The 26,804-nt window shown below is 52.7% G+C and carries 28 protein-coding genes; 11 read left to right on the top strand and 17 right to left on the bottom strand.

Annotation, left to right across the window (positions count from 1 at the left end):
• Positions 1 to 329: 329 nt before the first annotated feature.
• The 4 genes from GOV87_RS19795 to GOV87_RS19780 form a co-directional block, all read right to left on the bottom strand.
• Positions 330 to 692: a DUF4345 domain-containing protein gene (locus GOV87_RS19795; RefSeq protein ID WP_254447433.1), complete on the bottom strand. Its 363-nt coding sequence runs from the start codon at positions 690 to 692 to the stop codon at positions 330 to 332.
• Positions 693 to 950: 258 nt separating this feature from the next.
• Positions 951 to 1,247, bottom strand: coding sequence for a hypothetical protein (locus tag GOV87_RS19790; protein ID WP_171212917.1), 297 nt, complete (start codon positions 1,245 to 1,247; stop codon positions 951 to 953).
• A 922-nt stretch (positions 1,248 to 2,169) separates the two neighbouring features.
• Complete coding sequence (locus GOV87_RS19785; RefSeq protein ID WP_254447434.1) at positions 2,170 to 3,714, bottom strand: ShlB/FhaC/HecB family hemolysin secretion/activation protein; 1,545 nt, start codon at positions 3,712 to 3,714, stop codon at positions 2,170 to 2,172.
• Between the two features lie 219 nt (positions 3,715 to 3,933).
• Entirely contained in the window at positions 3,934 to 4,866 is a 933-nt protein-coding gene (locus GOV87_RS19780; protein WP_171212915.1) for an SdiA-regulated domain-containing protein, read from the bottom strand.
• Between the two features lie 182 nt (positions 4,867 to 5,048).
• On the opposite strand from GOV87_RS19780, the gene GOV87_RS19775 reads away from it, so the two are divergent.
• A complete protein-coding gene (locus GOV87_RS19775) occupies positions 5,049 to 5,807 on the top strand; it encodes a hypothetical protein (RefSeq protein ID WP_171212914.1) in 759 nt (252 codons plus the stop codon).
• On the opposite strand, the gene GOV87_RS19770 is transcribed toward GOV87_RS19775, so the two are convergent.
• The 7 genes from GOV87_RS19770 to GOV87_RS19740 all read right to left on the bottom strand — a co-directional run bounded on the left by GOV87_RS19770 (position 5,808) and on the right by GOV87_RS19740 (position 11,164).
• Positions 5,808 to 6,677: a metallophosphoesterase gene (locus GOV87_RS19770; protein ID WP_171212913.1), complete on the bottom strand. Its 870-nt coding sequence runs from the start codon at positions 6,675 to 6,677 to the stop codon at positions 5,808 to 5,810.
• Positions 6,678 to 6,738: 61 nt separating this feature from the next.
• Positions 6,739 to 8,172, bottom strand: coding sequence for a hypothetical protein (locus GOV87_RS19765; RefSeq protein ID WP_171212912.1), 1,434 nt, complete (start codon positions 8,170 to 8,172; stop codon positions 6,739 to 6,741).
• Positions 8,173 to 8,956: 784 nt separating this feature from the next.
• Positions 8,957 to 9,130 (bottom strand): hypothetical protein, encoded by a 174-nt coding sequence (locus tag GOV87_RS19760; RefSeq protein ID WP_171212911.1) that lies wholly within the window; start codon positions 9,128 to 9,130, stop codon positions 8,957 to 8,959.
• A 42-nt stretch (positions 9,131 to 9,172) separates the two neighbouring features.
• Positions 9,173 to 9,478, bottom strand: a complete 306-nt coding sequence (locus GOV87_RS19755) for a hypothetical protein (RefSeq protein ID WP_171212910.1) — start codon at positions 9,476 to 9,478, stop codon at positions 9,173 to 9,175.
• Between the two features lie 53 nt (positions 9,479 to 9,531).
• On the bottom strand, positions 9,532 to 10,146 hold the full coding sequence (locus tag GOV87_RS19750) for a hypothetical protein (protein ID WP_171212909.1): 615 nt from the start codon (positions 10,144 to 10,146) through the stop codon (positions 9,532 to 9,534).
• 55 nt (positions 10,147 to 10,201) lie between these two features.
• Positions 10,202 to 10,501, bottom strand: coding sequence for a hypothetical protein (locus GOV87_RS19745; protein ID WP_113790468.1), 300 nt, complete (start codon positions 10,499 to 10,501; stop codon positions 10,202 to 10,204).
• A gap of 363 nt (positions 10,502 to 10,864) precedes the next feature.
• Positions 10,865 to 11,164: a hypothetical protein gene (locus GOV87_RS19740; RefSeq protein WP_058282225.1), complete on the bottom strand. Its 300-nt coding sequence runs from the start codon at positions 11,162 to 11,164 to the stop codon at positions 10,865 to 10,867.
• A 561-nt stretch (positions 11,165 to 11,725) separates the two neighbouring features.
• On the opposite strand from GOV87_RS19740, the gene GOV87_RS19735 reads away from it, so the two are divergent.
• The 4 genes from GOV87_RS19735 to GOV87_RS19720 all read left to right on the top strand — a co-directional run bounded on the left by GOV87_RS19735 (position 11,726) and on the right by GOV87_RS19720 (position 15,595).
• The gene (locus tag GOV87_RS19735) at positions 11,726 to 12,241 is read left to right on the top strand and encodes a DUF805 domain-containing protein (protein ID WP_171212908.1); all 516 of its coding nucleotides are present in this window, start codon (positions 11,726 to 11,728) and stop codon (positions 12,239 to 12,241) included.
• 109 nt (positions 12,242 to 12,350) lie between these two features.
• Positions 12,351 to 13,085, top strand: coding sequence for a hypothetical protein (locus GOV87_RS19730; RefSeq protein ID WP_254447432.1), 735 nt, complete (start codon positions 12,351 to 12,353; stop codon positions 13,083 to 13,085).
• Complete coding sequence (locus GOV87_RS19725; RefSeq protein WP_171212906.1) at positions 13,069 to 13,605, top strand: hypothetical protein; 537 nt, start codon at positions 13,069 to 13,071, stop codon at positions 13,603 to 13,605. Before GOV87_RS19730 ends, GOV87_RS19725 begins: the two co-directional genes overlap by 17 nt.
• Positions 13,606 to 14,803: 1,198 nt before the next feature.
• On the top strand, positions 14,804 to 15,595 hold the full coding sequence (locus GOV87_RS19720; RefSeq protein ID WP_171212905.1) for an inositol monophosphatase family protein: 792 nt from the start codon (positions 14,804 to 14,806) through the stop codon (positions 15,593 to 15,595).
• A gap of 3 nt (positions 15,596 to 15,598) precedes the next feature.
• Here GOV87_RS19720 and GOV87_RS19715 read toward each other — a convergent pair whose 3' ends face one another.
• The 5 genes from GOV87_RS19715 to GOV87_RS19695 are packed head-to-tail and all read right to left on the bottom strand — an operon-like array spanning position 15,599 to position 20,998.
• The gene (locus tag GOV87_RS19715; RefSeq protein ID WP_170375217.1) at positions 15,599 to 16,165 is read right to left on the bottom strand and encodes a histidine phosphatase family protein; all 567 of its coding nucleotides are present in this window, start codon (positions 16,163 to 16,165) and stop codon (positions 15,599 to 15,601) included.
• Positions 16,166 to 17,236 (bottom strand): ABC transporter ATP-binding protein, encoded by a 1,071-nt coding sequence (locus GOV87_RS19710; RefSeq protein WP_170353299.1) that lies wholly within the window; start codon positions 17,234 to 17,236, stop codon positions 16,166 to 16,168.
• The gene (locus GOV87_RS19705; protein WP_171212904.1) at positions 17,233 to 19,449 is read right to left on the bottom strand and encodes an iron ABC transporter permease; all 2,217 of its coding nucleotides are present in this window, start codon (positions 19,447 to 19,449) and stop codon (positions 17,233 to 17,235) included. Before GOV87_RS19705 ends, GOV87_RS19710 begins: the two co-directional genes overlap by 4 nt.
• On the bottom strand, positions 19,450 to 20,475 hold the full coding sequence (locus tag GOV87_RS19700; protein WP_170353301.1) for an ABC transporter substrate-binding protein: 1,026 nt from the start codon (positions 20,473 to 20,475) through the stop codon (positions 19,450 to 19,452).
• A 58-nt stretch (positions 20,476 to 20,533) separates the two neighbouring features.
• Positions 20,534 to 20,998, bottom strand: a complete 465-nt coding sequence (locus tag GOV87_RS19695) for an NUDIX hydrolase (RefSeq protein WP_171212903.1) — start codon at positions 20,996 to 20,998, stop codon at positions 20,534 to 20,536.
• A 244-nt stretch (positions 20,999 to 21,242) separates the two neighbouring features.
• Here GOV87_RS19695 and GOV87_RS19690 point away from each other — a divergent pair, with 244 nt between their 5' ends.
• The 6 genes from GOV87_RS19690 to GOV87_RS19665 are packed head-to-tail and all read left to right on the top strand — an operon-like array spanning position 21,243 to position 26,469.
• Positions 21,243 to 22,052, top strand: coding sequence for a DeoR/GlpR family DNA-binding transcription regulator (locus tag GOV87_RS19690; RefSeq protein ID WP_170375211.1), 810 nt, complete (start codon positions 21,243 to 21,245; stop codon positions 22,050 to 22,052).
• 58 nt (positions 22,053 to 22,110) lie between these two features.
• Positions 22,111 to 23,085, top strand: coding sequence for a phosphate/phosphite/phosphonate ABC transporter substrate-binding protein (phnD, locus tag GOV87_RS19685; protein WP_170353304.1), 975 nt, complete (start codon positions 22,111 to 22,113; stop codon positions 23,083 to 23,085).
• A 60-nt stretch (positions 23,086 to 23,145) separates the two neighbouring features.
• On the top strand, positions 23,146 to 23,940 hold the full coding sequence (gene phnC, locus GOV87_RS19680) for a phosphonate ABC transporter ATP-binding protein (protein WP_170353305.1): 795 nt from the start codon (positions 23,146 to 23,148) through the stop codon (positions 23,938 to 23,940).
• Positions 23,937 to 24,752 carry a phosphonate ABC transporter, permease protein PhnE gene (gene phnE, locus GOV87_RS19675; RefSeq protein ID WP_170375209.1) on the top strand — a complete coding sequence of 272 codons (816 nt, stop codon included), beginning with the start codon at positions 23,937 to 23,939 and terminating at the stop codon, positions 24,750 to 24,752. Before phnC ends, phnE (GOV87_RS19675) begins: the two co-directional genes overlap by 4 nt.
• The gene (gene phnE, locus GOV87_RS19670; protein ID WP_170327399.1) at positions 24,752 to 25,567 is read left to right on the top strand and encodes a phosphonate ABC transporter, permease protein PhnE; all 816 of its coding nucleotides are present in this window, start codon (positions 24,752 to 24,754) and stop codon (positions 25,565 to 25,567) included. The genes phnE (GOV87_RS19675) and phnE (GOV87_RS19670) overlap by 1 nt, the downstream gene beginning before the upstream one ends.
• Positions 25,564 to 26,469: an HAD-IIA family hydrolase gene (locus tag GOV87_RS19665; RefSeq protein WP_253284526.1), complete on the top strand. Its 906-nt coding sequence runs from the start codon at positions 25,564 to 25,566 to the stop codon at positions 26,467 to 26,469. The genes phnE (GOV87_RS19670) and GOV87_RS19665 overlap by 4 nt, the downstream gene beginning before the upstream one ends.
• Before the next feature lie 16 nt (positions 26,470 to 26,485).
• Here GOV87_RS19665 and GOV87_RS20365 read toward each other — a convergent pair.
• A partial coding sequence (locus GOV87_RS20365) for a hypothetical protein (RefSeq protein ID WP_217360914.1) occupies positions 26,486 to 26,804 on the bottom strand: 319 nt, incomplete at its 5' end.

Below are 26,804 nucleotides of genomic sequence, written 5' to 3'. Positions count from 1 at the left end.
CTTAGTCCTCCGTTTCCTGAACATAACGGTGGACCCGTTCAGTTGGGGAGGCTCACTCTTCCAGAATGGGCGTGTTTATCTCTGGATCAGAGAAAATGAGTACACGTGATGCTGGCATTTCTACGCCTTCAGCTTTGGCCAAGCGCGCGTGATCTATTGATGCGATTGGAGTAGCTCCCACTTCGACAACGGCAGTCTCAAGCTCTAAAAAGTTTTTGTCCACCGCAGTCTGGACAGATGACGATTGTGCCAGACAGGATGTCGAAACCGACGCTGTTGCAATCATCGAGAGAACAAAGCCAAACCTCACCATTTTACCGCTTCCCACTTCATCGTACTTTTTTCAGTGAAACAGCCGCCAGAGCCGCAAATGCTATCTCGGCCGTAAGATAAAAGAGAAGTATCCCGTTCGGAACTCCATCGATAAGAATGCTTAGTATGCGTCCAACGGCCAGTCCCGACATAAACAAAAATAGAACCCACAGCGCGGGGCGTTGTAATTCTGGTTTCGAAGCGGCCGCCAACCAAAACAACGCGTTTGCCAGGTAAAGACCCATAATCGCTCGGAACACGTGGGTTTGGTTCGTCCCTTCCACCGGAAATCCCAGCAAAACTGGGATCGAACTGCCGGGCATCAGACCGTAAGATAACGCAATTGGTAGGAGGCCGACGGTAGCAAGCAGAAGGACCAATCTAGAACTCATGGAGGACTCCTTCTCGTAGTGGTTTCGCTTTTTTGCGAAATTCCTAGTCGGTTTTTTGGGGCATCCGATGATCCGAGCCGGATGCCCAAACAGCACTCAGAAAGGTATATTGTATGCCTCATTAACCTTCTGAGACATGACGCCTTCGGTTGATGTCTATTCTTCAACCTAACCTTGGTTGGAAACCAGCTTCCCACTCGGAAGAATTCCTCTAAGGTTTCAAGATGTGCTTTTACCAGACTGGCGCTACTGCTGCTTTCGTTTGACCGAAATAATGCAGCCAGAGTGTTTTGGATGTCGTGCCGGTACATCGCGTGCCATTGCGTCCACATTCCCCAGATGCCGCAGCGCCCCGTTGTTCAGCAAAACACCGCGTCCGGCATCATACCGGCGCTGTCCAAATCCGCTGGCAACGCATTCCCAGTCTTCCTTGGCCGCCGCGTTGCGGAACTTCGGTAGGTCGTGCGGGTCATGCCGTCCAGGTGTTGCTGCGACGTGGTCGTGTTTCTTTGAATTGCTTTGGTGGGTTAAGTGGTGGGTCACTTGTGTTGTGCCGGGTTGCTGGATGGTCCCAGTTGTTGGCCTCGGCTTTGGGCGCATGATTGTCACGACGCCTTGTGGTTTCGGATGCCCTGGGACTGCCACGTGAGTTGCCGTAGGTTTTGGTGTCAACTGTGGAACCTGACCAGGAACCGCCGTGGGAACCTGATTGGGGGTTGCGGTTGGGACAAGCGGTGGTGTCGCTGTAGTGCCGCTGGGTTGCGGAACACGGCCGGGCACTGCGACCGGAATCTGGGTTGGTGTTGCAGTCGGGACGAGCGGTGGCACAGCAGTTTGACCGGTGGGCTGAGGTGGGACCTGACCAGGAACTGCGACCGGTATTTGGTTTGGTGTTGCGGTGGGCACAAGTGGCGGCACCGCTGTTGGGCCGGTTGGTTGAGGCGGAACCTGGCCAGGGATAGCTATCGGAACTTGATTGGGAGTTGCAGTCGGAACTTGCGGCGGCACCGCGGTGGGACCAGTAGCCAATGGCGGAACCTGATTTGGAACAGCTGTCGGAACCCGGTTTGGTGTCGCGTTTGGTGCCAGAGGCGGAGTTAGGGTCGGCGCTACTACCGGCGTGGGAACCTGACCGGGAACCGCTATTGGTGTCGCGATAGGAACTTGATTGGGAATCGCGTTCGGGACCGCGCCCGGCGCAAGGACTGGAACAGTAACGGACGTGGGCGTTTGCTGCGTTCCCTTAGGCGGTAACTGATTTGCCACCGGCTGAGTTGGGCCAGTAACTTGATTACCTGCCCCTTGCCCACCAGCCTGCCCGCATCCTTGGCTCGACTGGTGTGGGTTCCCTACGCCTCGGCACCACCCGTAGTGATTTCCGCGGGCAAAGACCTGAGTAGCGGCCAGTTCTGCAATTAGACAAGTTGCGGTAAGTACAGCAATTCGGTTCAGTTTCATAATATCCTCACCAACTTGTTGTCAGAGCAAGATACGCGCCAGGATCGCCAGAGTCGGTCAAAGGGCCGTCTCTCAAAGGGACACCGACATATCCGGACAGGAATAGATTTTGCTTGAACTCAATGTCCAAACCCAGACCTGTCGATGCCAGTGTAGCATTATCAACTTCGAAACTCGCAGGGTCATTGTTCGAGATGTATCCCACGTCGAAAAAGGCAAAGGGCGTTAAGCGATGTATGCTCTGGGAACTGGGGAAGTAGGAATGAGACACTTCGAAAATCGCGGAAATCCCGGAATCACCATCCACTTCGTCAAAACGATATCCGCGCAAAGCATAACGATCACCAAGGAAGTACTCTTCGACTGAGGGCAGCCGGTCTGTTGTGTACTGCCCCCAGATCTCGGTTCGCCAAGCTGTATTGGGAGACAAGCCCGTTAGCGGGCTTTCGTATCCGACGCCGCCTCGTAGATGCCAGAACGAAGAGTCCCCGTCGTCAAAATTCGCGTCTGTCGTGTCGTTGTCATTGTCACCAAAAGATAAGGTTAGCCCCGCTTCCAGAGCTTGTCCCTTTGGATAGTTTTGCCCATAAAGATATGTAAGGCCAACGACACTCGCGTCACTGGATAATGGAACGCCACCACTGACTGAGTCCGCTTTTGAAAGGCGATAGTCCAGCAGAAGATACCCATAACGGGCCACATCGCGGATCACGGGGTAACCCATCGCGACTGTGAAGTTCTCGCCGTCAATATCTGTTCTCGCAAAGTCCCCCGAGAGGTCACGTTTTGCGTTTATGTTCCCGTAGAAGATCTCACCGTACAGACCATTGCTGTTCAGCGGCGTGCGATAGGTAAGAGCGCCCCATAAAGAGTGTTCATCGTCTTTGTCCCAATTGTAATTGCCTGATCCCTCAAATCGCAGCAAATCCCCGACAGTCAGCGTTGAATAAAACTCTTGTACGACATAGAAGCTGAGCGCTTCTCCAAGCTCACGCGGAGGGTTGTCGAGTGTCGCACTACCGGCTTGTTTTCGCAGTGGCTCTCCCAATACTCTCAGCCGAGCACCAGCCTGATCCGGATAATCAAGTTCAGTCGACACGTCCAAGTCGGGTATGTCCTCGGCCAACATAACCGCCCGCTCAAATCGCTTGAGAGTTATTGGGTATGCGGTGGTGAGGGGGCGAAAGATCTTTTCTAGGGTTTGGAACGTGCGCGTATCTACGCCTTCAATTTCGATGGTTTGAATGTGCCCTTCATCAACAATTATGCTCTGCCCATCGGGACCGCGCCAGGCCTCAGCCAAGAAGTAACCGTCTTCTCGGTAGATCTGAGTGATCGTTGATGCGACCTCCACCGCTGTGATGCGTCCTGACCGATTGAAGGCCAATTGACCGGCAAAAGTTAACAGCTCATCCGCATCATACACCGTTACGCCGCTGACTGAGTGCTGTGATGCAATGTCCCAGGTTTGGGCAATGCTACTTCTTGGAACTGATGCAGTGGCCACAAGAGAGCAAATGATCGCAAAAACAACTGAGCTGAATAAGCGCATTTTTGACAACCTTAAAGTGACTGAGCATGTTGAAGTCCAATGTTATTATGTGGTTCGCATGTGTGAACCTGACGCTACTCGAATGTATTGATGGGTGATGTTTTTAAGAAACACAGTGAACAGAACGCAGATTTACTTAATACGCCGCACATACGACGGCGCTCAATTACACAACCCGGCTTTTCAACAAGTTAGAGTAGAGAACTAGTAGGACAGTCCTCACAATTCCGGTTGCTCAAAAACATAAAGCCGCGATTTCTTGGCATCGTCTGTTAGGACATAGAGAAGCCCTTTGGTCTCATCGAGAGCGATTCCTTCGGGATGTTTAACTTCCTTTTGTTTGCCATCTTCTGTGAATGTCAAACTGATAGACTTTACGGACTTGGACTCTGGATTGTAGACGAAGATTTGACGGCCTTTGTCACTTACAATCCAAAGAGAACGTGAGGACGGGGACCATGTTAGGCCGCTCAAATCCAGTTCATCATCATCTACACGCTCGGAGATAAAACCTGCATCGCGGGCTAAAGGAATGATCTTAACAATTTCGTCTAGCGCTGGTGATACGACCATTAACAACCTTGGTTGTCCTTCAATGCCAATGAAGACCCGCCCGGATTCCGGGTCGACGGCGATGCCCTCAGGTCCCTTGTTCAAAGGATTACCGACGAGCAATTCAGCGGCGTCCGAGTAGCCTTTGAGAGATGTGAGAGGGATTGTAGTTAGTTGAATGGGGTCAGTCGGGTGAACGACTAGAATTGATCGATCAGTTTCCTGAAGTACTAAAACAGTCCCATCTTTTCGTGATGCGACGCCCTCCAAATCTGATCCTACCAATGCTGGCAACTTGAAAGAGTTTCCCAATACCCCGTCGATTCCGAGTAGGTGCAGTTTAGGTTCGGCATCACTTACAGACCACAAGAAGCCTTCAGCGTTAGACATTGCTAAACCGGAAGGCTCTGAAAATCCCTCTGATTTGTCTGCCACCTTGAATTTATCGACCAGAACCAATCCAGCACTTTCGGCGCAGGCAAAACCGGTCCAAGGCAAGAAGGCTGCCGCAACCAAGCTGGCTGCAAAAGCGAGTCGTCTAAGTTTGCAGAAACACCGTGAAATTTCAGCTTTTGACGAAAACACTCTGTTTTCTGTCATTGGATTCTCTCGCGCTTGGACCACATCCCTGTATCAGCGTTCGTATCACAGTCCGGATACGTTGTCCGAAGAATGCACTGTAATCTCTTTACCTGATCCCGCCTGTTGCGATTGAATTGAATAGGGCATGATGTGCCTTTGGTTAAGCGTAAGCCTTTGGCGTGAGCAGGAAGGAAGACAAGTTGAATACGTCCCTCACATTTGTGACCGTGTTGTTGATACTGCTGTTGCCAGGTGCTGCGGTGTCACAAGTCGACCCTGCAACGATGCTGGCCGGGGCTTCGGGGTCGGAAATCGTTATCGAACGCCGGTGGACGCAGTTTCGTGGCAAACAGGAACTGTATTTCTTCACGCTCGATGTGATCGTCACGATCATTCTGGCTGGCTTGATCGTCTATCATCCGGTGAGACGTAAAGCCCGTAGAAGCGTCCGCGACATAGTTATGCCAAGGCTTTTCTTCCTGTATGCGCTTATCGGTATGGCGGTTGGTTTTCTGGTGGTTCAGCACGGTTCAATGATCGGTTTCGTTATCTTTGGCATCGGCGCGTTGCTCAGGTTCCGCTCCAATCTCGATGATCCGGTGGACACAGTCGAAATGATAATCGTGACCGTTCTTGGTCTTGCGGTCGGTCTGGGCTTGCCGCTGATGGCCACACTGGTGGCGGTTGTATGTTGGTGTTTCATTTGGCTTGGTGGAAGAAACAAGGGTGTAGAGATTTCCCTCAAGGCCTCAGACGAAGAGCACTCGTTGAATGTCAGCGGCGCCATTGAAGCTATGGCCGCAGACGCTGGATGGAAGCTGGTCAGAAAACACCACGTCCCCGGAAAATCTCGCGTTTCATTGCTGTTCATCACCTCGGGTGGACTTTCAGAAGCTCGGATAGAAGAGATGATAAACGATCTGGTTCCTGAAAAAGTTGAACTGAAACTCAACCTCTAGTCATTTAACAAGGTCTAAACGTTTCAACACCGCATTCGGGGATCTGATCTCTTTCGGGAGCGACTTGAAGTTTACCGACCTTTCGAAATCAGGCCCTCGATACACTGCTATCCCAAACTCTCCGTTTGGCTGGAACGTAACATGAGTGAAGCTGTGAGGTGATCTGGCTTTTGAGCCAATAAGCCGTCGCGGGCCACCCCCCAAACAAGCTTGAGAGACGTAAGCTACCCCGTCTTTCCAACCGGGGTAGAAGGCATGATGGTGGCCTGACAGATGCAGAACGACACCGCTTTCCAAATAGATTTTTTCAAGTGTTGGGTCACCGATGATTTCGCGTTCGCGTTGGATCGCGAACGGCCAAAGTGGGAGGTGACTGAAAGTGACAATCGGGTCTCCGTCTGCACCCAGTTCCTGTAGGCGGTCCTGCTGGTCACCGGACAGGGGTCCTAGGGTTGTTGCATCCAGAGACGCAAACGTAATGCTCTGCATCTCAAATGCGTAGAAGAATGGGTAGTCATTTGAAACCAGGAAATCGACGTCTGGTTTTCTCGGAGTCCATTCCTCTGCGTATATTTTTCTTTCACGCTCGAACCCACTGTAGGCGGAAGCATCATGGTTTCCAGGCGTGACCGCAAATGGAATTCCGGCAGCCGCTAAAGGATCTGATACGGCCACGTGAAACGCCTTCCACATCTCCCTGACCTGTTTGTCGGACAAGTTGGGAATGCGCTGTCCCGCAACCATATCTCCGGTCGAAATCACCAAATCGGGATCAATCTCGACTATCCGCTTAATCGCCTTGTCGACGCGGGCATCGTATTTCACCGAACCATAGCTGCCGTTCAGATCCGATATGACGATAACATCCAATGCCGCCGCTTTGCAGGCGAGCAGAGTGGTCCAAATGAACGCCGCAATAAGCGCAGAACACCTACGGTTCATAACAGTCCACAGCCTCTACCTCGGTGTCGTTTTTCAAAATGAATGCGACAGGATCCAAGTCGAACATCAAATCACCATTAGAACAATTGTCCTGGAGAATGGACATTGCCAGCTCGGTGTTTTTCACAACTTGGGCAATCTGCCTATCTGACAACCCAAGGCTCCGCGACAACCAGCCATAGACGGGACCTTGAGATTGAAGATCACTATTCAAAGCAACCAAGCGCCGGTAGGTGCTTGGAGAGAAGTGCCGCATTTTTTCCAGCATTTGAGTAGATTTCGCGAAGTTAGCATACTCGACCCGCCCACCAGCATCGTTGTCGTTTAGATTGCTGCGACGGATCAATAATGCCTCGGCGGGAATATCTCCATCGTTCGGCTGATGGTGATTGGCTTTCTTATGCTTCAGCTTTCCGTCTTCGACCCAATACCAATAGGGTGTGAAGTCTATGTTTCCTACACGGTCCTGCTGGCTGAAGATGAAGTCGAGTAGAACAATTTCGGTAAGTTCTTGCATCCAAAATGCCATCTGTTGGTCACTGACATCGGGGCCGAGATCCTTGTTGATGATCCGGTCTTTTCGGCCTTCTTTAACGCCCTCTGCAATGGCCTCTGGCAAGGGTTTTGAAGAACGCAAAGCCAAGAAAGCAGGAGTTTCCTGAAAATCGCGGTTCTGACCTTTCCCCCAACCAGATTTACGGGTGCCGTTGATTTCCGAGCCGTATCGATGCCCAGGGCTATCAAGCAGCACACCGTATATTTGCGTTCGATCTGCGGTGAACAGATCGTCGGTTGGCTGGTATGAGTTCGGGTCAGCATCCGCAGCTGCGAAGACCCGCCAGCCTTCGTGGTTCATGCGCCCGCCATGAGAGCCACCAGAAATCGCAAGACCAGGCTCGGCGACCTCGGAAAAATGCGCCTGGGCGTCCATGCTACGCCAAACGGCGACTGGAACTTTTACAGTCGCGTCGAAATATCTGGAGAAATGATAGTAAAGCAGTGAAGACGTGGAAAAGGTTCCACTGGTGCCTTTTTGGTTCATGGTGGACTTGAATTTAGCCACCCTGTCCTTAGCCAGGTCTTTTGCCGCCTTCCCCTCCTTGCAAGCGTTTCTCTCGAATTCAGAACGGTTCCCCACGTAAGGTCCTTCCGAAATATCGTAGACTGCCATTCCTGGGCTGGTGCTCCAGGTTTTTGGGCAAATAGCAATTTCGGGGGCATAGAAATCGATCTCGCAATAGGCCGTTTCTTCCTCAAGATCGCTTTTCTTATACTCGCCCGTTGGAACTTTTTCGATCCGAATACAGCGTTCAGTAACGCCGTTGGGACTATCAAATGTCGTGGCTTCACCGAGAACATCGTCGTTCGCCCACAAGACAGTGGGTGCAATGAAAGCAAGTGACCCCAGAAGATTGAACCTCATTTGGATAGTCCTCCCAATATCATTTGGGGCAAATCGCTGCCTGTTGTTCGGTGGAGATCTTCAATTTTGGGTCGACACTGAAGTTGGAGAACTTTGCGTCAATCCACTGGTCGCACCCGCCTGAACAAGGGGCTCCGTTTCGGGCATCATTCCAATATTCCTTGGCCCTTTCTTCTGTCCAACCGCAAAACTGAACGAGCGCCATCGCCGACAATGCACCTGAGGAATGAACGCCCCACATGCAGTGCACCAGAACAGGGCCCTTTCCAGGGTTTTGAATCACCTCGTGTATGGACGCCATGACAGCATCGGGTCGGGAGGATCTGGCGCTCTGATAGTCAAAGGATCCGTTTCCGCAGCTGGTGCGACCGTATTCAGTGTTTTTGCCGAAGTCGGCATAAAACCCTGTTGAAAACCCTTCACCGCACAGAGTGTCGCGTTGACCTTCACTTAGGCCAGTTCGATCCTTGTCGCCGCCCTTGAAACCGGATCGATACAACACTCCGCTTAAGACTGGGCGAAAGAAAGCGACACCATCAATGCCTCCGTCACCACCCTTTGAAAGCATTTGACTGTTGCTTGGACCGCCATTTCGACTGGTCACGTCAGAATTCGCAGCGGTTGCGAGAACACCAATGAATATGAGGGACGCCAAAAACCGCATGCCAAATCCTTTCTATTCTTGAACCTTTAATGCTCAAACTCTTGCGACCTGATAGTCTCTCGGAAAGGCTAGTTCATGACAACCATATCAAGTGGGCAAATAGCTTTCCGCTGTGAAACTTTAGATGGGCCACACCAGGTTGATGATAACGACGACCACGAAGTAGGCTAGAACAACTTTCCAGTTCCATTGGTGCTTGTTTTCTTCGTTGATCACGCCAGCCGATTTCAATGCCAGGTTAGTGATGATTAACGCGACAACGATGACCGCCGCGTGTACCAGGTCGAATTGCAAGTTTGGGCTCCTTCTCTTGGATTTGGGATTGATGGAAATTTGTCAGCAGTCACCTGATGGCAGCATTGTTACATCTGAGTACCTTCCCTCAGATGTCGTGATCCGAGCACATGCACCAGTATCTTTGTTAAACCAGTACGAGGTCAGCCCTTCGCTGCGGATGAGTTCAAATCCGAGACTTTGGATGCCCATTTCAGCTTGGCCCGCTCTTGCCCCTTCAAATGACGAAAGATCGCTAGAGCTGCCCACAGTTGGTGCACTTGCATCCACTGATCCACCACTGTCGTCGCATGCTGCAAGCGCAGTAATACACGCCGTGCCGATCACCAATAGGACCTTGGGTTTCATCTGTTTTTCCCTCGCTTTTTTGGACTTGCGTTCAAGCGTTTCTGATTGATCACCTATTCAATTCCGAAAATGACGTTGTAGTCGACAGAAGAGTTGCTGCGATTGATAACCTCCACAACATGATCACCGGATTGCCAAAGTTGTCCTCGATACTCTTTGTCCGCCGACATCAATCCTAACAATTCAGATCCATCAGGGTTACGAATAACATAGTCCAAGGAGCCATTTCGCGGCGCAACTCGAACGTAGAGAAACTGTTCGTTCTTTGCACCGAGAACATATTGCTGTGACGCTCCGGGCGCGAGTTCACCAACGAGTTCGGCACCGGTGGAACCAGCATCGAATTTGACACGTTGGCTACCATAAGACCCGGCGGCGCCTGCCTTGGCTCCACCGCCATCATCCATCGCTTCGACAACCGACATCTCGCCGATGCTACCATCCTTGTACGCGATGCAGCGCCAAAGCGTTCCGCCTGCGTCACGTAGCATGACGAGCGTGCCCGCTTCTGAAAACTCTGAGCTTTCAATCGTACCGGATTGGCCGTCTGGTCCACCAACCTGCCGCAAATGGTCGATACATGCGTCGTCGGCTTCTGACATTGCAAAAGCTGCTGCGCCCGCGATTGCGAACATGGGTGTGAGGAGTTTGAGTAAATCGAGTTTCATCAGATGGTTCCCTGTTGGCTTGTCCTTACAGTTTTGCTCCGTACAAAGCGGAACCTCACTTTGCTTCTCGTAACTTTGACAGAAATTCATCGCATGCCTGTGCGCTGCCGACGATCTCGTCCGTCGTTTCAATTCCTTGCAGTGACGCCATTTCGGAATTTACGCGGTTGAGGATCTGATCCGCTTGCTCGGCGGTGATAAGGTTCTCGGCTTGTGCTCCTTTCAATGTGGTGCAGACACCGGCGGACAAGCCTGTCGCAACTCCGACGCCCATCGCGGCACCGCCACCCAAGGTCATCGCCCCAACCACGCCAAGGACGAGCCCGATCACAATTCCCAAGATCACTTTTCCCATGTTTTCCTCCCTTTTGGTGAGACAGAGCTCTGCCTTCATTTCTGGTGTAAACTGCGAGCACACCTGCAAATAAAAACCAGCGCCAAAATGTTGAGCGCCGGTGCAATCGCCGCGAACCACGGCTTGGCGGACTCCGGAATTGAGTCCGCTACAAGTATCCAAGGTAGTCCCAACGGCAGCAGGAACACTCCGGACAAAGGGTCTCGTTCCTGTTCAAACCAGCCAAATGTGCCCGTCAAGAATGCAACCAACGCCAACAGGTACAGGACCGCGAATACGATGATGGTGGTTCTACAAACCAAGTCGAGCCTCAGCAGATCAAGCCAGTGCTGCGCAGCCGTTTTCAGCTACGCAGCAGACAGGTCACAATGCGCCTTCGTCGCCCAGGAACTCGATACCAGCCGTCGCGCCATCACTGTAAGCAATGCAATTCCAAGGAGCACGATCCTCGCCAACGCCGACTGTGACCTGTGTTCCCGCCTCGCTAAACGCGGATGAGAGCACCACGACTTGCGAATTGTTCGTCGTGTTGGCTACATCTCGCAAACACGCCTGCTGAGCCGGCGTGAGCTCGGCGGACGCGCTTGATGTACTCGTATCGTCGCAGGCCGCAAGCAGTGCGAAACATGTCGTGCCTGCAATCATCACCATCTTGTTAGACATTTTCTTCTCCCTCTGGTTCCCTTGAAATTAGTGAAATTGGATGGGCTTGTTTGAAGTTCTCGCGTCAGAGCGGGCTATGGAACATACTTCGACCCTGTGATTTCCCTTTCCAACAACTTGTCGCGGGGGGCTTGGCGGGCAGAGCGATTTTACTTTGACTACCGAGACCGCCGACGACGTGTGAAAGCTGAATGACGACACTGGCAAAAGCTCGAGCGAATTCTGGAAATAGGGCGAGTACGTTTAGTCTGAGCATCGCGTCCTCCCAGCGCTCAATCATTGTAAAGTGCCTTCCGACCGCCAGCACTCACTCCAGCAGTCGGAAGGGCTCGGCACAGCGAGCAGCAACGACAACAACGGAGGTAAAATAAAGTTGTGTCGAATTCGCATGTTTGAATCTAATTTTTAATAAATCAATATTTTTTCCGCGCGTAAATTTCTCTACGCTCTCGTACGAAAGGCCTCTGCGTTCAAACAAAAAAGTAACTGGGAGCTGCGAGTGTGTTCCCCTGAGCGGCGAAGCGATTTGAGGCCGCACAGAAACAATGAAGGGATTGAAAGATGGGATTTGGTGAAGCCGTTAAGACGTGTTTCTCGAAATACTTCCAGTTCTCCGGTCGGGCTATACGCTCAGAATACTGGTGGTTCTTCTTGTTTGTGGTTCTCGTGAGTACTGCCTTAGCTGTGCTGGATACGATCATATTCGGGACCAACCCCGAAACAGGCCAGGGATCCCGGGTCCTGTCCTCTGTTTTCCAGCTGGCTGTTCTCATACCTATGCTGGCCGCCGGTTGGCGAAGGCTGCATGATTCAGGACGACCTGGCTGGTATTTGCTGCTGCCGATGGCGCTCAGCATTACAACGCTATTTGTTGTGCTGGGTGGGGTGGCGTTCTTTTCGGTATTGGAGCAAGGGACCGAAAACCCTGACGCATTGCGAGGACCTGCGGCAGTCCTGGGCGTGACCGGTATTGTTGTTGTCTCAATTCTTCAATTGGTTCTGTCCATTCTGATGATCTGGTGGTTGACGCGCCCTTCGGAAGAAGGCGCAAACGAATACGGCGAACCTGTTTCCTGACCTGGTTGTCCGGGCAACGGGCCGGACTCTCTGCTGAATAGCAGTGCGAACCGTAACTCAATGGAGAGAAAAAATGAGCTGCAAAACCATTTCCATTGGAATGCTACTGATGGCAGGAGCGACCACAGCATCAGCGGAGTGGTCGTTCAGCTCCGGGCCCAACTCCAATGCGTTTATTCAGACAGGAAACATGACGCTGGAACTTCAGTGTGACCGTATTCGCTTTGCTCCGGCTGGATACGAGGACAGCCAGGACATCGTGCAGAAGCAAGGGCTTTCCATTCGTTTTTTGAAGAACGGCACCACCGAAGTTGGGGCATTTCAGGTTGGTGCAGAAAACACTGTCTTGCAGATCGTCGACAACTATCCAGTCGAGGTCAGTTTCAATAGTCAGCAGGACTATGATTTTGTACTGGACCAGTTTGCGGCCAATTCTTCGGTTAACCTGTCGATGATTGATCAAGATGTCAGCTACGGAATCTTTGACTTGAAAGGTTCCAGCGCGGCAATTCGGTCCCTTCGTTCCGCCTGCGATTCAGGTCCTAGCCAGGGGGCCTCCTACGAACCCCCCGAAGGCATCGTCTATTGTGGTGGCGGGGCGATAGAGCGCGTGATCGAACCCGTAATTTTGGACAACCTGGACGGAGAGTGGGACGCGCGAGTAGCGGTTAACGGCGAGTCGATCAGAGCCATGACAGCCTACAGCTACTTCGGAAACTCTGAGCCACCGGCCGGATTTGTCGTCGCCCTTCTTGGTGAAGACAGGTCCGAATTTCTGATTTTTAACGAAGGCTCGGAAAACTGGCTGGAATATGGGGACTACAGGTATGATCAGTGCAATTGATACCTCCTTCCAACCAACTTCCCAAATAGCGCGTCAGATGAAATGTTTGCTCGCCGGGGTTATGCTTGCTTCGGGCCTTGTCTGGACCTCACCAGCTGTCGCGGCTGATGTATCGCAACTTCCGCCCGGTTTGCAGGCGAAGGTTGGTCTGGCGGCACGAGCCTGTGCGGAGTTCAACGACGGTCAGTTTGACTTAGATTGGGGTGCGGTTGAAAGGGTCGATCTCGACGGAGATCTACAACGCGACTGGGTGCTGAATGAGTCGGGTTTTGCGTGTTCGAGCGCCGCATCTCTTTACTGCGGAACTGGCGGATGCATGTCGCACTTCTTGATTGAAGAGGAGGTTCAATCCTTGCTCAACCAGGGCTGGACGGTTGTTGATTTTGGGCGTCAACGCGTTGTTGTTGCGGATATTCATGGATCCAATTGCGACGGAATAAACCCAACGCCTTGCGTCACGGCCAGTGTTTGGGACGCGGTAGCTAAAACGTGGCGCTCGTCTACTGGATATTGGGAGTAGACTTGCTTCGGTGTGTGCATGAGAACTCACGAACTTTCCATTCCGCGCGATTCTATGCACACCGGACGCAGTTCTGTCTTCAAACAATCTCCGCTGTAGGCGGAAACGGTATCTCCTAAGGAGATCGCAATTCGAGGGTTCGTAGGGAATGGAATGCAATCCTTCTTAGTCAGGGCAATCTTTGAAAAGATGCCCCAGATAATGCGGGCGCCTCACAAGCATGTAAGAGACTGGCTGAAGGGGTGCCAGGGGGTGGGTCAACACCGCTGAGCCTCACTTGAAGCAAAGCCTGCAAGTGACAATCCGTTACGGGGATAGGGCTCGATTGCGCTCCTCCGACAGACAAATTCTTGCGCAACTGAGTATGAATCCGTTTCTTATCTTTTAATTGCAATAGGATAAATTTTGACAGTCTAACTTCTATGCGATCTCTCAAAGATGATGTTCTTCGGGCACGGAACTCATGTACCCAAGATATCGAGTTTCTGGCGACACCAAGTGAGCGCGGCTAAGCAAACAGTTTCTAGCTTCTTATACACTTGTCAGCATGCGCCAAGCCTTCCAATTGCCGTTCTGCGCCGCAGTCCATGCAGCAGCCAGATTAGCCTTTCGCAATAACCCATGACGTACCCCCAACGTTTCAGTCGCGCGCCACTCCGGCGTTCGCGTCAATTCCAATGGAGGTGGATTTGCAGAAAGCCAGTCTCTGGCTTGGCGAACATCGCGATTGGGGCTTGGGGGCGTCCCAGCGAATTGGCGCGCTCCGTGCGCAAAGTAGAAGTTCAAGCAAGTTGCAGCGAAAGACCGCTCTGCGGACAAAGTTGCCGTAGACTCATCGCTTTCTGATGACTGGTCTCAGCCCAAAGCGGAAACTTCAGATCTGCGGTTCGAATGGGGAGCCGACCTTTGTTGCGCGCAGAGACCAACTTGAGCGCCGGAAAGTAAGCCGACATTCAAAGTGTGGGTGTTTCAGGATTTTGGCTGCGCTACCGCAAGTCGGCTCTACATCGAATGCAAACAGAAATTAGAGAACTATTGATCGGGAGATTGATCGCGGAGCAGATCGTAGACACTCGGAACTCAAGGTTTGTGGTGCCAATATTGGCACCTGAAGCAAACGAAAAGACTATCTGGTTGTCTAGTCTTCGCTTGGCCTACAATGCTGCTGAGCAACTCTCCAACCGAAAAAGGAGCACCTATGTCTCGACTTTCAGAACGCAGAGACTTTGCCACCGAAGTCTGCGAGGAGGCTGGGCTACTTGCCAAAAAGTTCTTTGCAGATCGGGTCAATCTTATTGTTGATCAAAAAGGCGCTCAGGACTGGGTGAGCGAGGCGGACAAGAACGTCGAGACTTTCATTCGTCAAAGAATCGCGGAGGCGTGGCCCAAAGATGGCGTATACGGTGAAGAGCATGGCGCGGTAGCGGGAGAGAGTGGCTTTGACTGGGTTATTGATCCTATTGATGGGACCACGAATTTCGTGAACGGTATTCCTGCATGGACTATTGTTCTGGCTGGTGTCACTGAGAGCCAAACGGAAATTGGTGTGATCCACGATCCAAACGTGGATGAAACTTTTGTCGCAACTCGCGGAGAAACTGCGACACTTAACGGATCACCGATAAGCGTCGCGTTAGGAGTGCCGTTGCAAGATGGAACAGTGGCTGTGGGATACTCGAACCGGATTGAGAGCCATCATGTCTTACCTGTTATCGAGGATCTGATCGAGCACGGGGCGATGTTTCACAGAAACGCCAGCGGAGCGCTTTCATTGGCTTACGTCGCTGCCGGGCGCCTTTTGGGTTACGTGGAGGAGCACATGAATGCATGGGATTGTCTGGCTGGGCAATTGCTGGTCTCGGAAGCGGGTGGCGTTGTCGAGGATCAGGACGCCGATGAGATGATCCGAGACGGCGGGCGCGTGATCGTGGGGACACCAGATGTGTTCGAGACGTTGCGTGAGATCGCAGAGAACGCTTGGAACGCTTAGCTCCTACGTCAAAGAGACCCAACATGAATCAGGCTTGAGCGTAGCTAAATCTGCCTGCCAGAAATGGCCTTGTGAGGGTTGGTCGTGCTTGCGGTCTATCGAACAATTCGAGAGTGCGCACCAAAGCAGTGTGCCCACTGCTCCGTGCGTTACAATTGCAAGATCCCCGGCATTATGCGACCGGATAATCTTAGTGACTGTCCGAAGAATGCGTATCTGTGCTTCGATCGCTGGTTCCCAACCGCGATAGCTACTTTCCGGCTGAGCAAAGAAAGCATCTGCCGCGGCTTCGAAATCTTTCAGCGGCAAGTAACCGGTTGCGCTGCGGTCATTCTCACCAAGATCCAAATTGCATTTCACGGATAGCTTTCGTGGTGCAGCAAGAATCTCGCCTGTTTCGCGGGCCTTCCGCTCGTCGCTGGTCCATATCTGAGTGACGTTGGACAAGATTCCACTGGATGCAAATTCAGTAGCGCGCTTACGGCCCACAGCATTCAAGCCCCACTCAGTTATCGGGACGGCAGGATCGATAGAGACCTCGGGGTGTGTGATGATAATGAGTTTCGGCATTTAATCCGGCAAAAGAACGGGCCCTTTGTCAGCAAAACCCATTCTGATTTCGGCGCCGGGATCAAGCGGCGCATCGACGTCATCGTGTACGGCAAAAACCTGACCGAATGCACCGATCAGCGTATACTCCATTCGAACGCCAACATAGGTCGCCTTCGCCACCTTGGCTGCTATGCCTTGGTCTGAGCCGATAACCAGACGTGAGGGTCGCACTGCAATGGTTGCGTTTCCTTCGGACAAACCGCGACGTGGCAGCGTGTGGCGGTAGCCTTCTATTTCTATCGTTGCCACGTCGCCATTGATATCGACGATTTGGCAATCCAATAGGTTTGCCTCACCTATGAAATCGGCGACAAAACGATCGTTCGGGGCATCGTAAAGCTGGCGTGGTGTGCCCATTTGGGCGATCGCTGCGTTGCGCATGACGACAATCTCATCCGAGACTGCCAGTGCCTCCTCCTGATCGTGGGTCACGTAAACAACTGTCAAACCAAGATCTTGCTGGATTGCCCGAATATCCTCTCGCACCTGACGGCGAAGCTTGGCATCGAGATTGGACAGCGGCTCGTCGAACAGCAGAACCTGCGGCTCAAGAACCAGCGCGCGGGCGACGGCAACACGTTGTTGTTGGCCCCCTGAAAGTTCCGAGGGAAGACGATTGTCGAACCCCTGAAGACCGACCAGTTCCAATCCATACATAGCGCGGCCGCGGGCTTCATCCTTTGCAAAGCCTGAGAATGTGAGGCCATACATCACGTTTTCCAGCACGCTCATGTGAGGGAAAAGCGCGTATGACTGGAAAACCATGGATACGTCGCGGTCGGTGGCAGGCAATTTGGTCACGTCCCGATCACCAATTAGGATCTTGCCCGAGCTTGCCATTTCCAACCCGGCTATCATGCGCAAAGTCGTTGTTTTCCCACAGCCTGACGGACCAAGCAGTGTGACGAGTTTTCCTGCATCGACATGCAGGTTGATGTTGTCGACGGCGACGACGTCTTTACCGAATACTTTCGACACGTTCTCAAAGCGCACCGGGGCGGCCTTGGAACCGATTTTGGCGTCGGTCATCGCGATGCCTCCGTTCCGTGTTGCGTGCGTCGACCAATCTGGACCCGGCCAACGAGTAGTTGCAGTAAACCGACCGCCGCGAGCATCACAAAGATCAGCGTCGTCGAATAGGCGATCGCAAGGCCATAGTCGTTATTCTCGACCCGACCGATAATGTAGCTGGTCGCCATGTCATATTCTGCGCTGACCAAAAAGATGACAGCCGAGATCGCCGTCATGGCACGGACAAAACTGTAAACAAGCGCAGCAAGTATCGCAGGGCGCAATAGCGGCAGGATGACGTTTCGGAACGTCTGCCACGAGTTTGCACCAAGGGTCAGCGAGGATTCATCAAGGCTGCGGTCAAGCTGCGACATGCTCGCGATCCCCGCACGAACGCCAACCGGCATATTTCGGAAGATAAAGCTGACAACGAGAATGACACCAGTACCCGTGATTTCAATTGGCGGAACGTTGAAGGCTAGGATGTAGCTGACGCCTATCACTGTTCCGGGGATAGCAAAGGACAACATTGTTCCAAATTCGAAAGCGTTCTTGCCTGCAAAACTTTGCCTGGTCAGCAGATAAGCGGTCACCAGACCTACGGCGGCAGTCAATGGGGCAGCAATGGCCGCGATCGTTATGGTGGTCCAGAAACTGTCCCAAGCGGCTCCGGTCCAGCGAATGCTATCTTCTTCGAAACGTACGGAGAATGCGGTGACATAGTGTTTGATAGTTAGCGAGTTATCGACACCCCACAACTCGACGACACTTCCGTAAATGATCATCGCATAAACAACAATTGTGAACAGCGCCCAGCCCAGAGCGATGAGTAGTACCGGAACTGAAAGACCAATTGGCATCAGAGGATGAACGCCGGCATCCCCTTTGCCGGTGACGGTTGTGTAGCTTTTCTTCCCCAGCCAGACACGCTGCGCATAAAAGGCGGAAAGAGTAAAGAACAGCAGCACCATGGCCAGAACTGCGGCCCTGCCTTGATCGTATTGAGCGCCAACGATGGCAAAGAATATTTCGGTCGAAAGCACGTCGAAATTGCCGCCCAATACAAGTGGGTTGCCAAAATCGGCCATGCTTTCGATGAAGCCCAGAAGAAATGCGTTTGCAAGCCCGGGCCGCATCAGGGGCAAGGAAACCGTCTTGAATGTCTGCCATCTGCTGGCACGGAGCGTTTGAGCCGCTTCTTCCATCGACGGAGAGACGCCTTCAACCACACCTATCAGAACAAGAAACGCAATTGGCGTGAACGCGAGTGTCTGTGCGATCAGGATGCCTGGCATTCCGTACAGCCAGCGTGTCGGCTGGGTGCCGAGAAGTTCGGCAATGAACCGGGTGACCGACCCAGAAAGGCCAAAAAGCAAGATCAGCGCCAGGCCGATCACGAATGGCGGGGTGATTATTGGCAGAACGGTCAGAGCCCGCAGCGCGCGTTTATGGCGAAAACCTGAGCGCGTCACGACCAGTGCAAAGCAAAGCCCCAGGACCGTGGTGATGACACCAACGAGGATGGCAAGGAACAGTGAATTCCAGGCGGCGCCACAACGCGCTCCCTGAAAACACCCCAGCCCCCACAGTCGATCATCGAAAAACTTCGAGAAGAATACCGCGATAGAATAGGCGCCATCTTCGGTGACGAAGGCAGCGAAAAGCATCTTGGCGATGGGGAAAAAGACGAAGGCTGTGACAATTGTAATCACGCCGCCGATGGCGCTGACGACGAAGACGTCGCCGTTAATGGCACCTCTTGCCGCGATCCCCAGTGTAAGCAGGAACAGAAAGCTTGAGGCACATATCATTGCGCCATAGCCCATTCCAAACTGACGGTCGCCAAGTTCGCCAAACATCGCCTCCAACCAATGGAAGTTGAAGCCTCTGATGCCAATGCTGAACCCCTGAGCGATCAGCCAGCCGAAGCCAAGCGCCCCTGACAGGATCAGTATTCTGGCGTAAAGTGGATCAGATTTGGGGCGCTTCAACACCAATAGCGGCAGGACGAGTGCGATCAGGAGCGGAGCGAGCCAAAATTTTTCACCCTGCCCAATCAGAAACGCCGCAGGGGCAAAATCCTCATCGAATGGGTAGCCGTCCAAAAGCCACTCGAACGACCAAAGGCCACCGTCGACCATATACCAAGGCAACAGGCAGAATCCGACCCACCCGGCCGCGATCCAGAAGATCAGGACCGGATGGGTCATTTTTGAAGTCCGGTCAGTCATTTACTGCGGCAGAGTCGAAACCTCTTCGTCCCATTTCTGCAACAGACGCTTCCGTTCGTCTGAGGAACCATACTTTTTGAAGTCATAGTCAATCAGCTTGATCTGACTCATGTCAGGCGCGCTATCCGAAGTTTCTGCGCCTTTATTCGATGGCACTTGAAACGCGTTGACCTGAAGAGCAAGGTTCTGGGCTTCGGGTGACAGTGCCCAGTCATAGAACTTTTTCGCTTCTTCTTCGTTGCGGGCTCCTTCAATAATCGACATCGAGCCAATTTCGTATCCTGTGCCCTCGCACGGTGCGACGACCTTAATCGGGAATCCTGAAACGGCCTGCTTCACAGCGTCATGCATAAAGACGATACCGATGGTGTTCTCACCGCGACCAGCGGCTTTGATGGGCGCAGAGCCAGACTTGGTATATTGGTTGATGTTCGAATGCAGACCTTTCATGAACTCAAAGCCTTCATCTTCGCCGAAGATCTGCACCATCGACGCTAGCGTGGTATAGGCCGTACCTGATGAGTTCGGGTTCGCCATCTGAACGTGGCCCTTGTATTCGGGCTTCAGCAGGTCTTTCCAGCAGGCAGGTTCGGGCAGGTTATTGGCAGCGACAAGATCGGCGTTGTAGCCATAGCCGAGTGCGCCTGAATAGATGCCAATCGTCTTGTTACCCGCGCTTTCTGCCTGGGATATCGCCCAATCATGAAGTTGGTCACGCATTGGCGAAATGTATTCCATCGTCAGGCCCTCTTCGGCAGCCTGCAAATGCGGATCACCGGTACCGCCCCACCAAACGTCCCCTTTCGGGTTCGAGCTTTCGGCGCGGATTTGTGCAAACGTTTCACCTGACGACTTCCGGGTCATGTTGACGTCGATGCCAGTCGCATCTTCAAAGCTTCGCGCCATGAGTTGGCACCAGTCTTCCTGTGCCGAACAATAGAAAGTCAATTTATCGGCCTGTGCCGCCGACAGTGACGCAGCCAGGGCAATCACCGATCCAACCGCAGTGGATGTCAATTTCCTCATATTTTTCCTCCCTATGAGCGTAATGCGTCCGGGTTTCCCGGTTCTTTCATGCCCTTCCTCATACAGCCTTTCGAAGTTTCTTTATGACAGTTTTGAGTTCTGGATCGTCTGTTAGACTATCCAGCAATTCTGACAGGTCTCTTTCTTGAACCAGCTTTGCGGCCTTTGCCGGTGAGAACCAATGACGCGTTCGTTCACCTTCTTCCTTCCAGCGTCGCTTCAACTTTTCGACGACCAGAGGATAAAGGGTAACGCGGCAGCGAACGCTGCTTCGCCCCTCGCATCGTTTATCATAGAAAAAATGACCGATTGGCCGTTTCGATATGGTGCCGACTGCGCCTGCTTCTTCTTGAGCTTCTATTTCTGCGGCATGCCATGGTTTTTTGCCCTCTATTAGCCATCCTTTTGGGATAACCCACCGGCCGGTATCCCGCGAAGTGACCATAAGAACGCGCAACTTGCCACTCTTATCCCAGCGCATCGGAAGCGCCGCAATCTGATCTGCCGTCTCGCTGTCGCCCATGCCGCCCCTCAATGCCACACGATCAAGAACCAAAAGGAAGCTGTCTGATTGGCAGGTTGGCCGGTTAACGCTTTGCCTTGGCTCGTATTCTGAATTTGATCAGCCTGTGCATCTTTGCTTTGCGCTTTGAAATACTTGTGTTCGCTCGAATTCTCACAACCTTCCGAGGGTTATGCAACAAAAAATATTGCAATATGACCGAAAGCCCACAAAAGTAGCTTTCGAAGCCTAGTCGGGTCGTCGGATGTCCAAAACAAAAACGCGCGGCAAAATGTCTGAAAAGAACCAGAGCCGGGTAAAGAAATCCGACCGGCGCCAACAGATATTGTTGGAGCTGAAGCTGCGCCCGCACGTTCGCATCAACGAACTGGCACAGCGGTTCAACGTCTCCAACGAGACGGTACGTAGAGATTTCGATGCTCTATCGAATGACGGCTTGATAGCGCGGGCACACGGGGGGGCCTCAGCCGCAGCGCAAGGGCACTATCCGGGTTTGGATGAACGAACGAACGCTCAGGTTGAAGAACGCGAACGGATAGGTGCCATTGCGGCAGAACTGATCCAGAGCGGCGAAACGGTCATGATCGATTCCGGCTCGACCACAATCGAAATGGCACGTGCACTGGCTTATATTGGTACCCCTTGCACGGTAATCACCAATTCCATTCCTGTAGCTATGACCCTTGGCCATGGGGCTGCGCAAGTCCTGTTATGCCCGGGGGAATACTTGGCAACTGAGTCTGCAACTATCGGAACCGAGACGCTGGAATTTCTGTCCCGTTTCAACGTCGACAGGTGCATGATCGGTTCCTCTGGGTTCTCGACGGATGGTCCTTCAGAAACAGTGCGGGGTTTTGCGGCAGTAAAGAGGGTGATGCTGATGCGTGCCGAGAAACGGCACCTTCTTGTTGATTCCGGGAAATTCGGCCGGAAAGGCTTGTCTCAAGTAGGAGGCCTTAACGACTTGGATTCCATAGTCACCGACAAAAAACCGACAGGAGAATTGCGTAACGCTATTGAGGGCGCCGAGGTCGACGTTCTCGTCGCCGGGTAGACATAAAATGATTGATTAACAGCGGACAAAAAGCACCGCACATGACTGGGAGGAAAACATGAAGATCGATATCAAACTATTGCTTGGGGCATCTGCAATCGCACTCATGTCGATGAGTGGAATAGCGTCGGCGCAGGATTGTCCACGCGGTGACTTGGACGAGCGTTTTTGTGATGCCGACGGGGATTTGATCGCGGATATCCCTGCAGATCCTTCCGAGCAAATAGATCCAGACACCTTGATCTTTGCTTACACGCCGGTTGAAGATCCCGCCGTATACAAAACTGCGTGGTCAGACTTTCTCGACCATTTGAAAGCAGAAACGGGCAAGGACGTTGTCTTTTTTCCAGTCCAGAACAACGCAGCTCAGATCGAGGCGATGCGCTCAGGGCGCCTGCATATTGCGGGATTCAACACCGGCTCCAACCCACTTGCGGTAAACTGCGCAGGGTTCCGTCCATTCACAATAATGGCTTCGAAGGACGGTAATTTTGGTTACGAGATGGAAATCATCACCTATCCGGGTTCGGGCATCGAAAAGGTTGAAGACATCAAGGGAAAGCAACTGGCTTTTACATCCCCCACATCGAACTCGGGATTCAAAGCGCCTTCCGCGATCCTGAAAAGCGACTTTGATCTTCTGCCCGAACGCGATTTTGAGCCTGTCTATTCGGGCAAGCACGACAACTCGATCCTAGGTGTTGCCAACAAAGACTACTTAGCGGCCTCAATTGCGAACTCGGTTAAATCGCGGATGATCTCTCGTGACGTGATCAATGAGGATGATGTCATTACGATTTATAAGTCGCAGACTTTCCCGACCACTGGGTTTGGCACCGTCTACAACCTGACACCCGAGCTGCAGGAAAAGATCCGCAATGCCTTCTTCAATTTCGATTGGGAGGGGACGACACTTGAAGCTGAGTTCTCAAAATCAAACGAAGGCCAATTCCTGGAGATGACTTATCAGGAATTCTGGGACGTCATTCGTAAAATCGACGCAGCAAATGGCGTTTCCTACGCCTGCCAATAACCTTTCACTAATCCGGCGGGCCTGAATGGGCCCGCCGTTCACCCTAATCTGGGGCATTTCATGCTGCGTCTTCAGAAGCTAACGAAAACATACAAGACCGGGGATCAGGCGCTGAAGGCAATCGATCTTGAGGTTCCAAAAGGACAGGTTCTTGCGTTGATTGGGCCCTCGGGCGCGGGCAAATCGACGATGATCCGCTGTGTCAACCGGTTGGTTGAACCTACAAGCGGCGGTGTCCTTTTGGATGATGTGGACCTGACCAAACTCGGATCGGGGGCATTACGGAAGGCACGCCGCGAAATGGGCATGATCTTTCAGGAATATGCCTTGGTCGAACGCCTGACAGTGATGGAAAATGTATTGTCCGGCAGGTTGGGCTATGTGGGGTTCTGGCGCAGCTTTCTACGGCGGTATCCGCAGTCGGATGTGGACGAAGCCTTCCGGCTACTCGATCGGGTGGGGCTGTTGCACATGGCGGATAAACGGGCGGACGAACTCTCTGGCGGTCAGCGCCAAAGGGTCGGCATCTGCCGGGCACTGATACAGAACCCAAAACTGCTGTTGGTCGATGAACCAACTGCTTCGCTGGACCCAAAGACCAGCCGTCAGATTATGCGTCTCATCACCGAGTTATGTCAGGAACGTGGATTGGCAGCCATTATCAATATCCATGATGTGGCGCTCGCTCAGATGTTTGTTCCCCGCGTCGTAGGACTCCGATTTGGCGAAATTGTATATGATGGGCTTCCCACAGGCCTTACCCCTGAGAAGCTGACCGAGATCTATGGGGAAGAAGATTGGGAAGCAACCATCGAAAAAGTGGACGAAGATGACGATGTCGAGGCTGCAGAATGAGCCATCGAGAGTTAGACGACATGCTGGGAAAAGGCTGGCGTAAGCCTGCCTTTGTCAAAAACCCATTACTCCGCTGGGCATTGCTCCTTGGCTTTTTCGCCTACCTGATCGCGGCGTTCATGACCATCGAAGTTGATTGGGGCCGTGTCTATGAAGGGTTGGATCGAGGTTGGGCGTTTGTGCTTGCGTTCACCAGCCCAGACTTCATTTCACGGTGGACAGATATTTGGAGCGGCCTTCTGGAAAGTATCGTGATGACCGTGGCCGCGTCGGTCGTGGGCATCCTGATTTCGATCCCGATTGGGTTGGGGGCTGCCCGCAATATCGCGCCATTGCCAATCTACATGATTTGCCGAGGCATTGTCGCGATTAGTCGGGCATTGCAAGAGATTATCGTTGCCATTTTGCTTGTGGCTATCTTTGGCTTTGGCCCGCTGGCCGGATTTCTGACGCTTTCTTTCGCCACCATCGGGTTTCTCTCAAAACTTCTGGCCGAAGATATCGAAGCCATGGACAAGGTTCAGGCTGAGGCGATTAAGGCCTCTGGAGCGCGTTGGCCACAATGGATCAACTATGGAGTTCAGCCCCAGGTTATGCCGCGACTTGTAGGCCTTTCCATGTATCGGATCGACATCAATTTCAGAGAAAGCGCGATCCTCGGGCTCGTGGGGGCTGGTGGGATTGGTGCAACTTTGAACACCGCATTCGACCGCTATGAATACGACACTGCGGCAGCCATTCTCATTCTTATCATCGGCATCGTGATGGCACTTGAATACCTTTCGGGAATTATACGAGCGAGGGTTCAGTAATGCCGATACTTGAACGCGACGATGCGCAAATCTGGCGTCGCCGGACAACGGGTCAGAGCTTAGTCCGTTGGTTCGGCTGGTTGCTGGGCGTAGCGATCTTTGTTTACTGCTGGCAGCTGATCTCAGAGTCGACGACTTGGTTTTTCGTCTGGGATGCGCCCCGCATCGCCAACGATATTTGGACCCGTGCAACGCCTCCTAAATGGGATTACATCACCCAGTTGGGTCGCCCGATTTGGGACACGCTAAACATTGCCACCCTGGGAACCATAATTGCCCTGTGCATGGCAGTGCCAGTTGCCTTTTTGGCGGCCCGCAACACCACACCATCGGCCTTGTTCATCCGACCGATTGCCTTGTTGGTCATTGTCTCGACCCGCTCTATAAACTCGTTGATCTGGGCTCTTCTTTTGATCGCGATTATTGGTCCCGGAGTGTTCGCCGGTGTCATAGCAATCGCCATTCGTTCAATCGGGTTTTGCGCAAAGCTTCTTTACGAAGCGATTGAGGAAATTGATCACACGCAGGTCGAAGCAATCACAGCAACCGGTGCTTCACGCTGGCAGGTCATGGCCTATGGGATCGTACCGCAAATCCTACCCGCTTTCGCGGGCATTGCCGTCTTCCGTTGGGATATCAACATCCGCGAGTCCACGGTGCTCGGGCTGGTTGGAGCCGGGGGTATCGGGTTGCAATTGTCGGCTTCGCTCAACGTACTGGCTTGGCCGCAAGTTAGTCTGATCCTGATTGTAATTCTGGTCGCGGTTATGATCAGCGAATGGGTTTCGGCGAAAGTAAGAGGGGCCATCATTTGACCGGTTTCTCTGCGCAAGAGGCTTTTGAGGCCTACGAGGCTGTAAGACATCGCCTTCCGCAACCCAGATCTACTGAAGTGAGCTATCGTCAGGTGGACACGCTGGAGGATATCGCTCACGAGTTTGACGTGTTCCTCCTCGATGCCTTCGGAGTTCTCAATATTGGTGATACGGCAATCCCAGATACACCAGATCGGGTCAGGTCGCTGACAGCCGCCGGCAAACGTGTTCTGGTCGTATCGAATGCTGCAGGGTTTCCCCACACAACTCTTATCGAGAAATACTATGGGCTTGGCTACAATTTCGCGCCACAAGACGTGATCACCAGTCGGGCCACGTTGTTGTCTGAGCTAAACGGCCAAAATGAGTTACATTGGGGATTGATGGCAACTCCAAGTGCCGGCCTTCGCGATCTGGAGGAGTTGAAACTATCCTACCTGGAGGATGACCCGAAGCCCTACGAAACCGTAGACGGATTTTTGATGATTGGGTCAGCTGTTTGGAATGAAACGCGACAAGCCATGTTAGAGGCCGCTTTGCTGGAGCGTCCCCGCCCGGTATTGGTGGGCAATCCTGACATTGTCGCTCCGCGCGAGTACGGTTTCTCCAAAGAACCCGGTCTTTTCGCGCACCGGCTAGCAGACCGGACAGGCGTCACCCCTCAGTTCTTTGGAAAACCTTTCGCCAACATCTATGATCTTGCATTCAGCCGCCTGGGGCACATCGACAAATCCCGGGTTCTGATGGTTGGCGACAGCCTGCACACCGACATTCTAGGTGCACGAAATGCAGGCATAGCTTCCGCGCTCATCTCTGGATTCGGTTTCTTCGCAGGGCATGATGTTGAAACAGCGATCATGAAGGCAGGGATAGTGCCGAGCTTTGTTGTAAATCGGCCTTGATATTAGGGCGTTCCGCTTAGACCCATCTTTCTGTTAGGTCGAACGTCGGGTGAATCAGCGTTGCGCACATGCCGACCATGTGAACGAAGCGCCGCGTGTGAACAGCAGCTTTGGAGAACCCTCCGCAACAACTTAACTCTAAACTCACGTCCGGATTGGGCCGAACTCCGAACTTTGCAAAGCCCGCTTTCTGCGCATTGCTGTCATTAGGACATCGCGCAGCATCGGTCAAAATGGGCTCAGTGCAGACGTTCGCACAGTTGCTGCGAATGACCGCTACGCGGACTTTGCGGCCGAAGACATTTCTTGCACCAAGGTGCTGTGCCCAAAAAGTT

It is taken from the genome of Ruegeria sp. HKCCA5426, from assembly GCF_013034585.1.
Taxonomy (GTDB): Bacteria; Pseudomonadota; Alphaproteobacteria; order Rhodobacterales; family Rhodobacteraceae; genus Ruegeria.
This window is presented reverse-complemented; position numbering and strand designations above follow the sequence as displayed.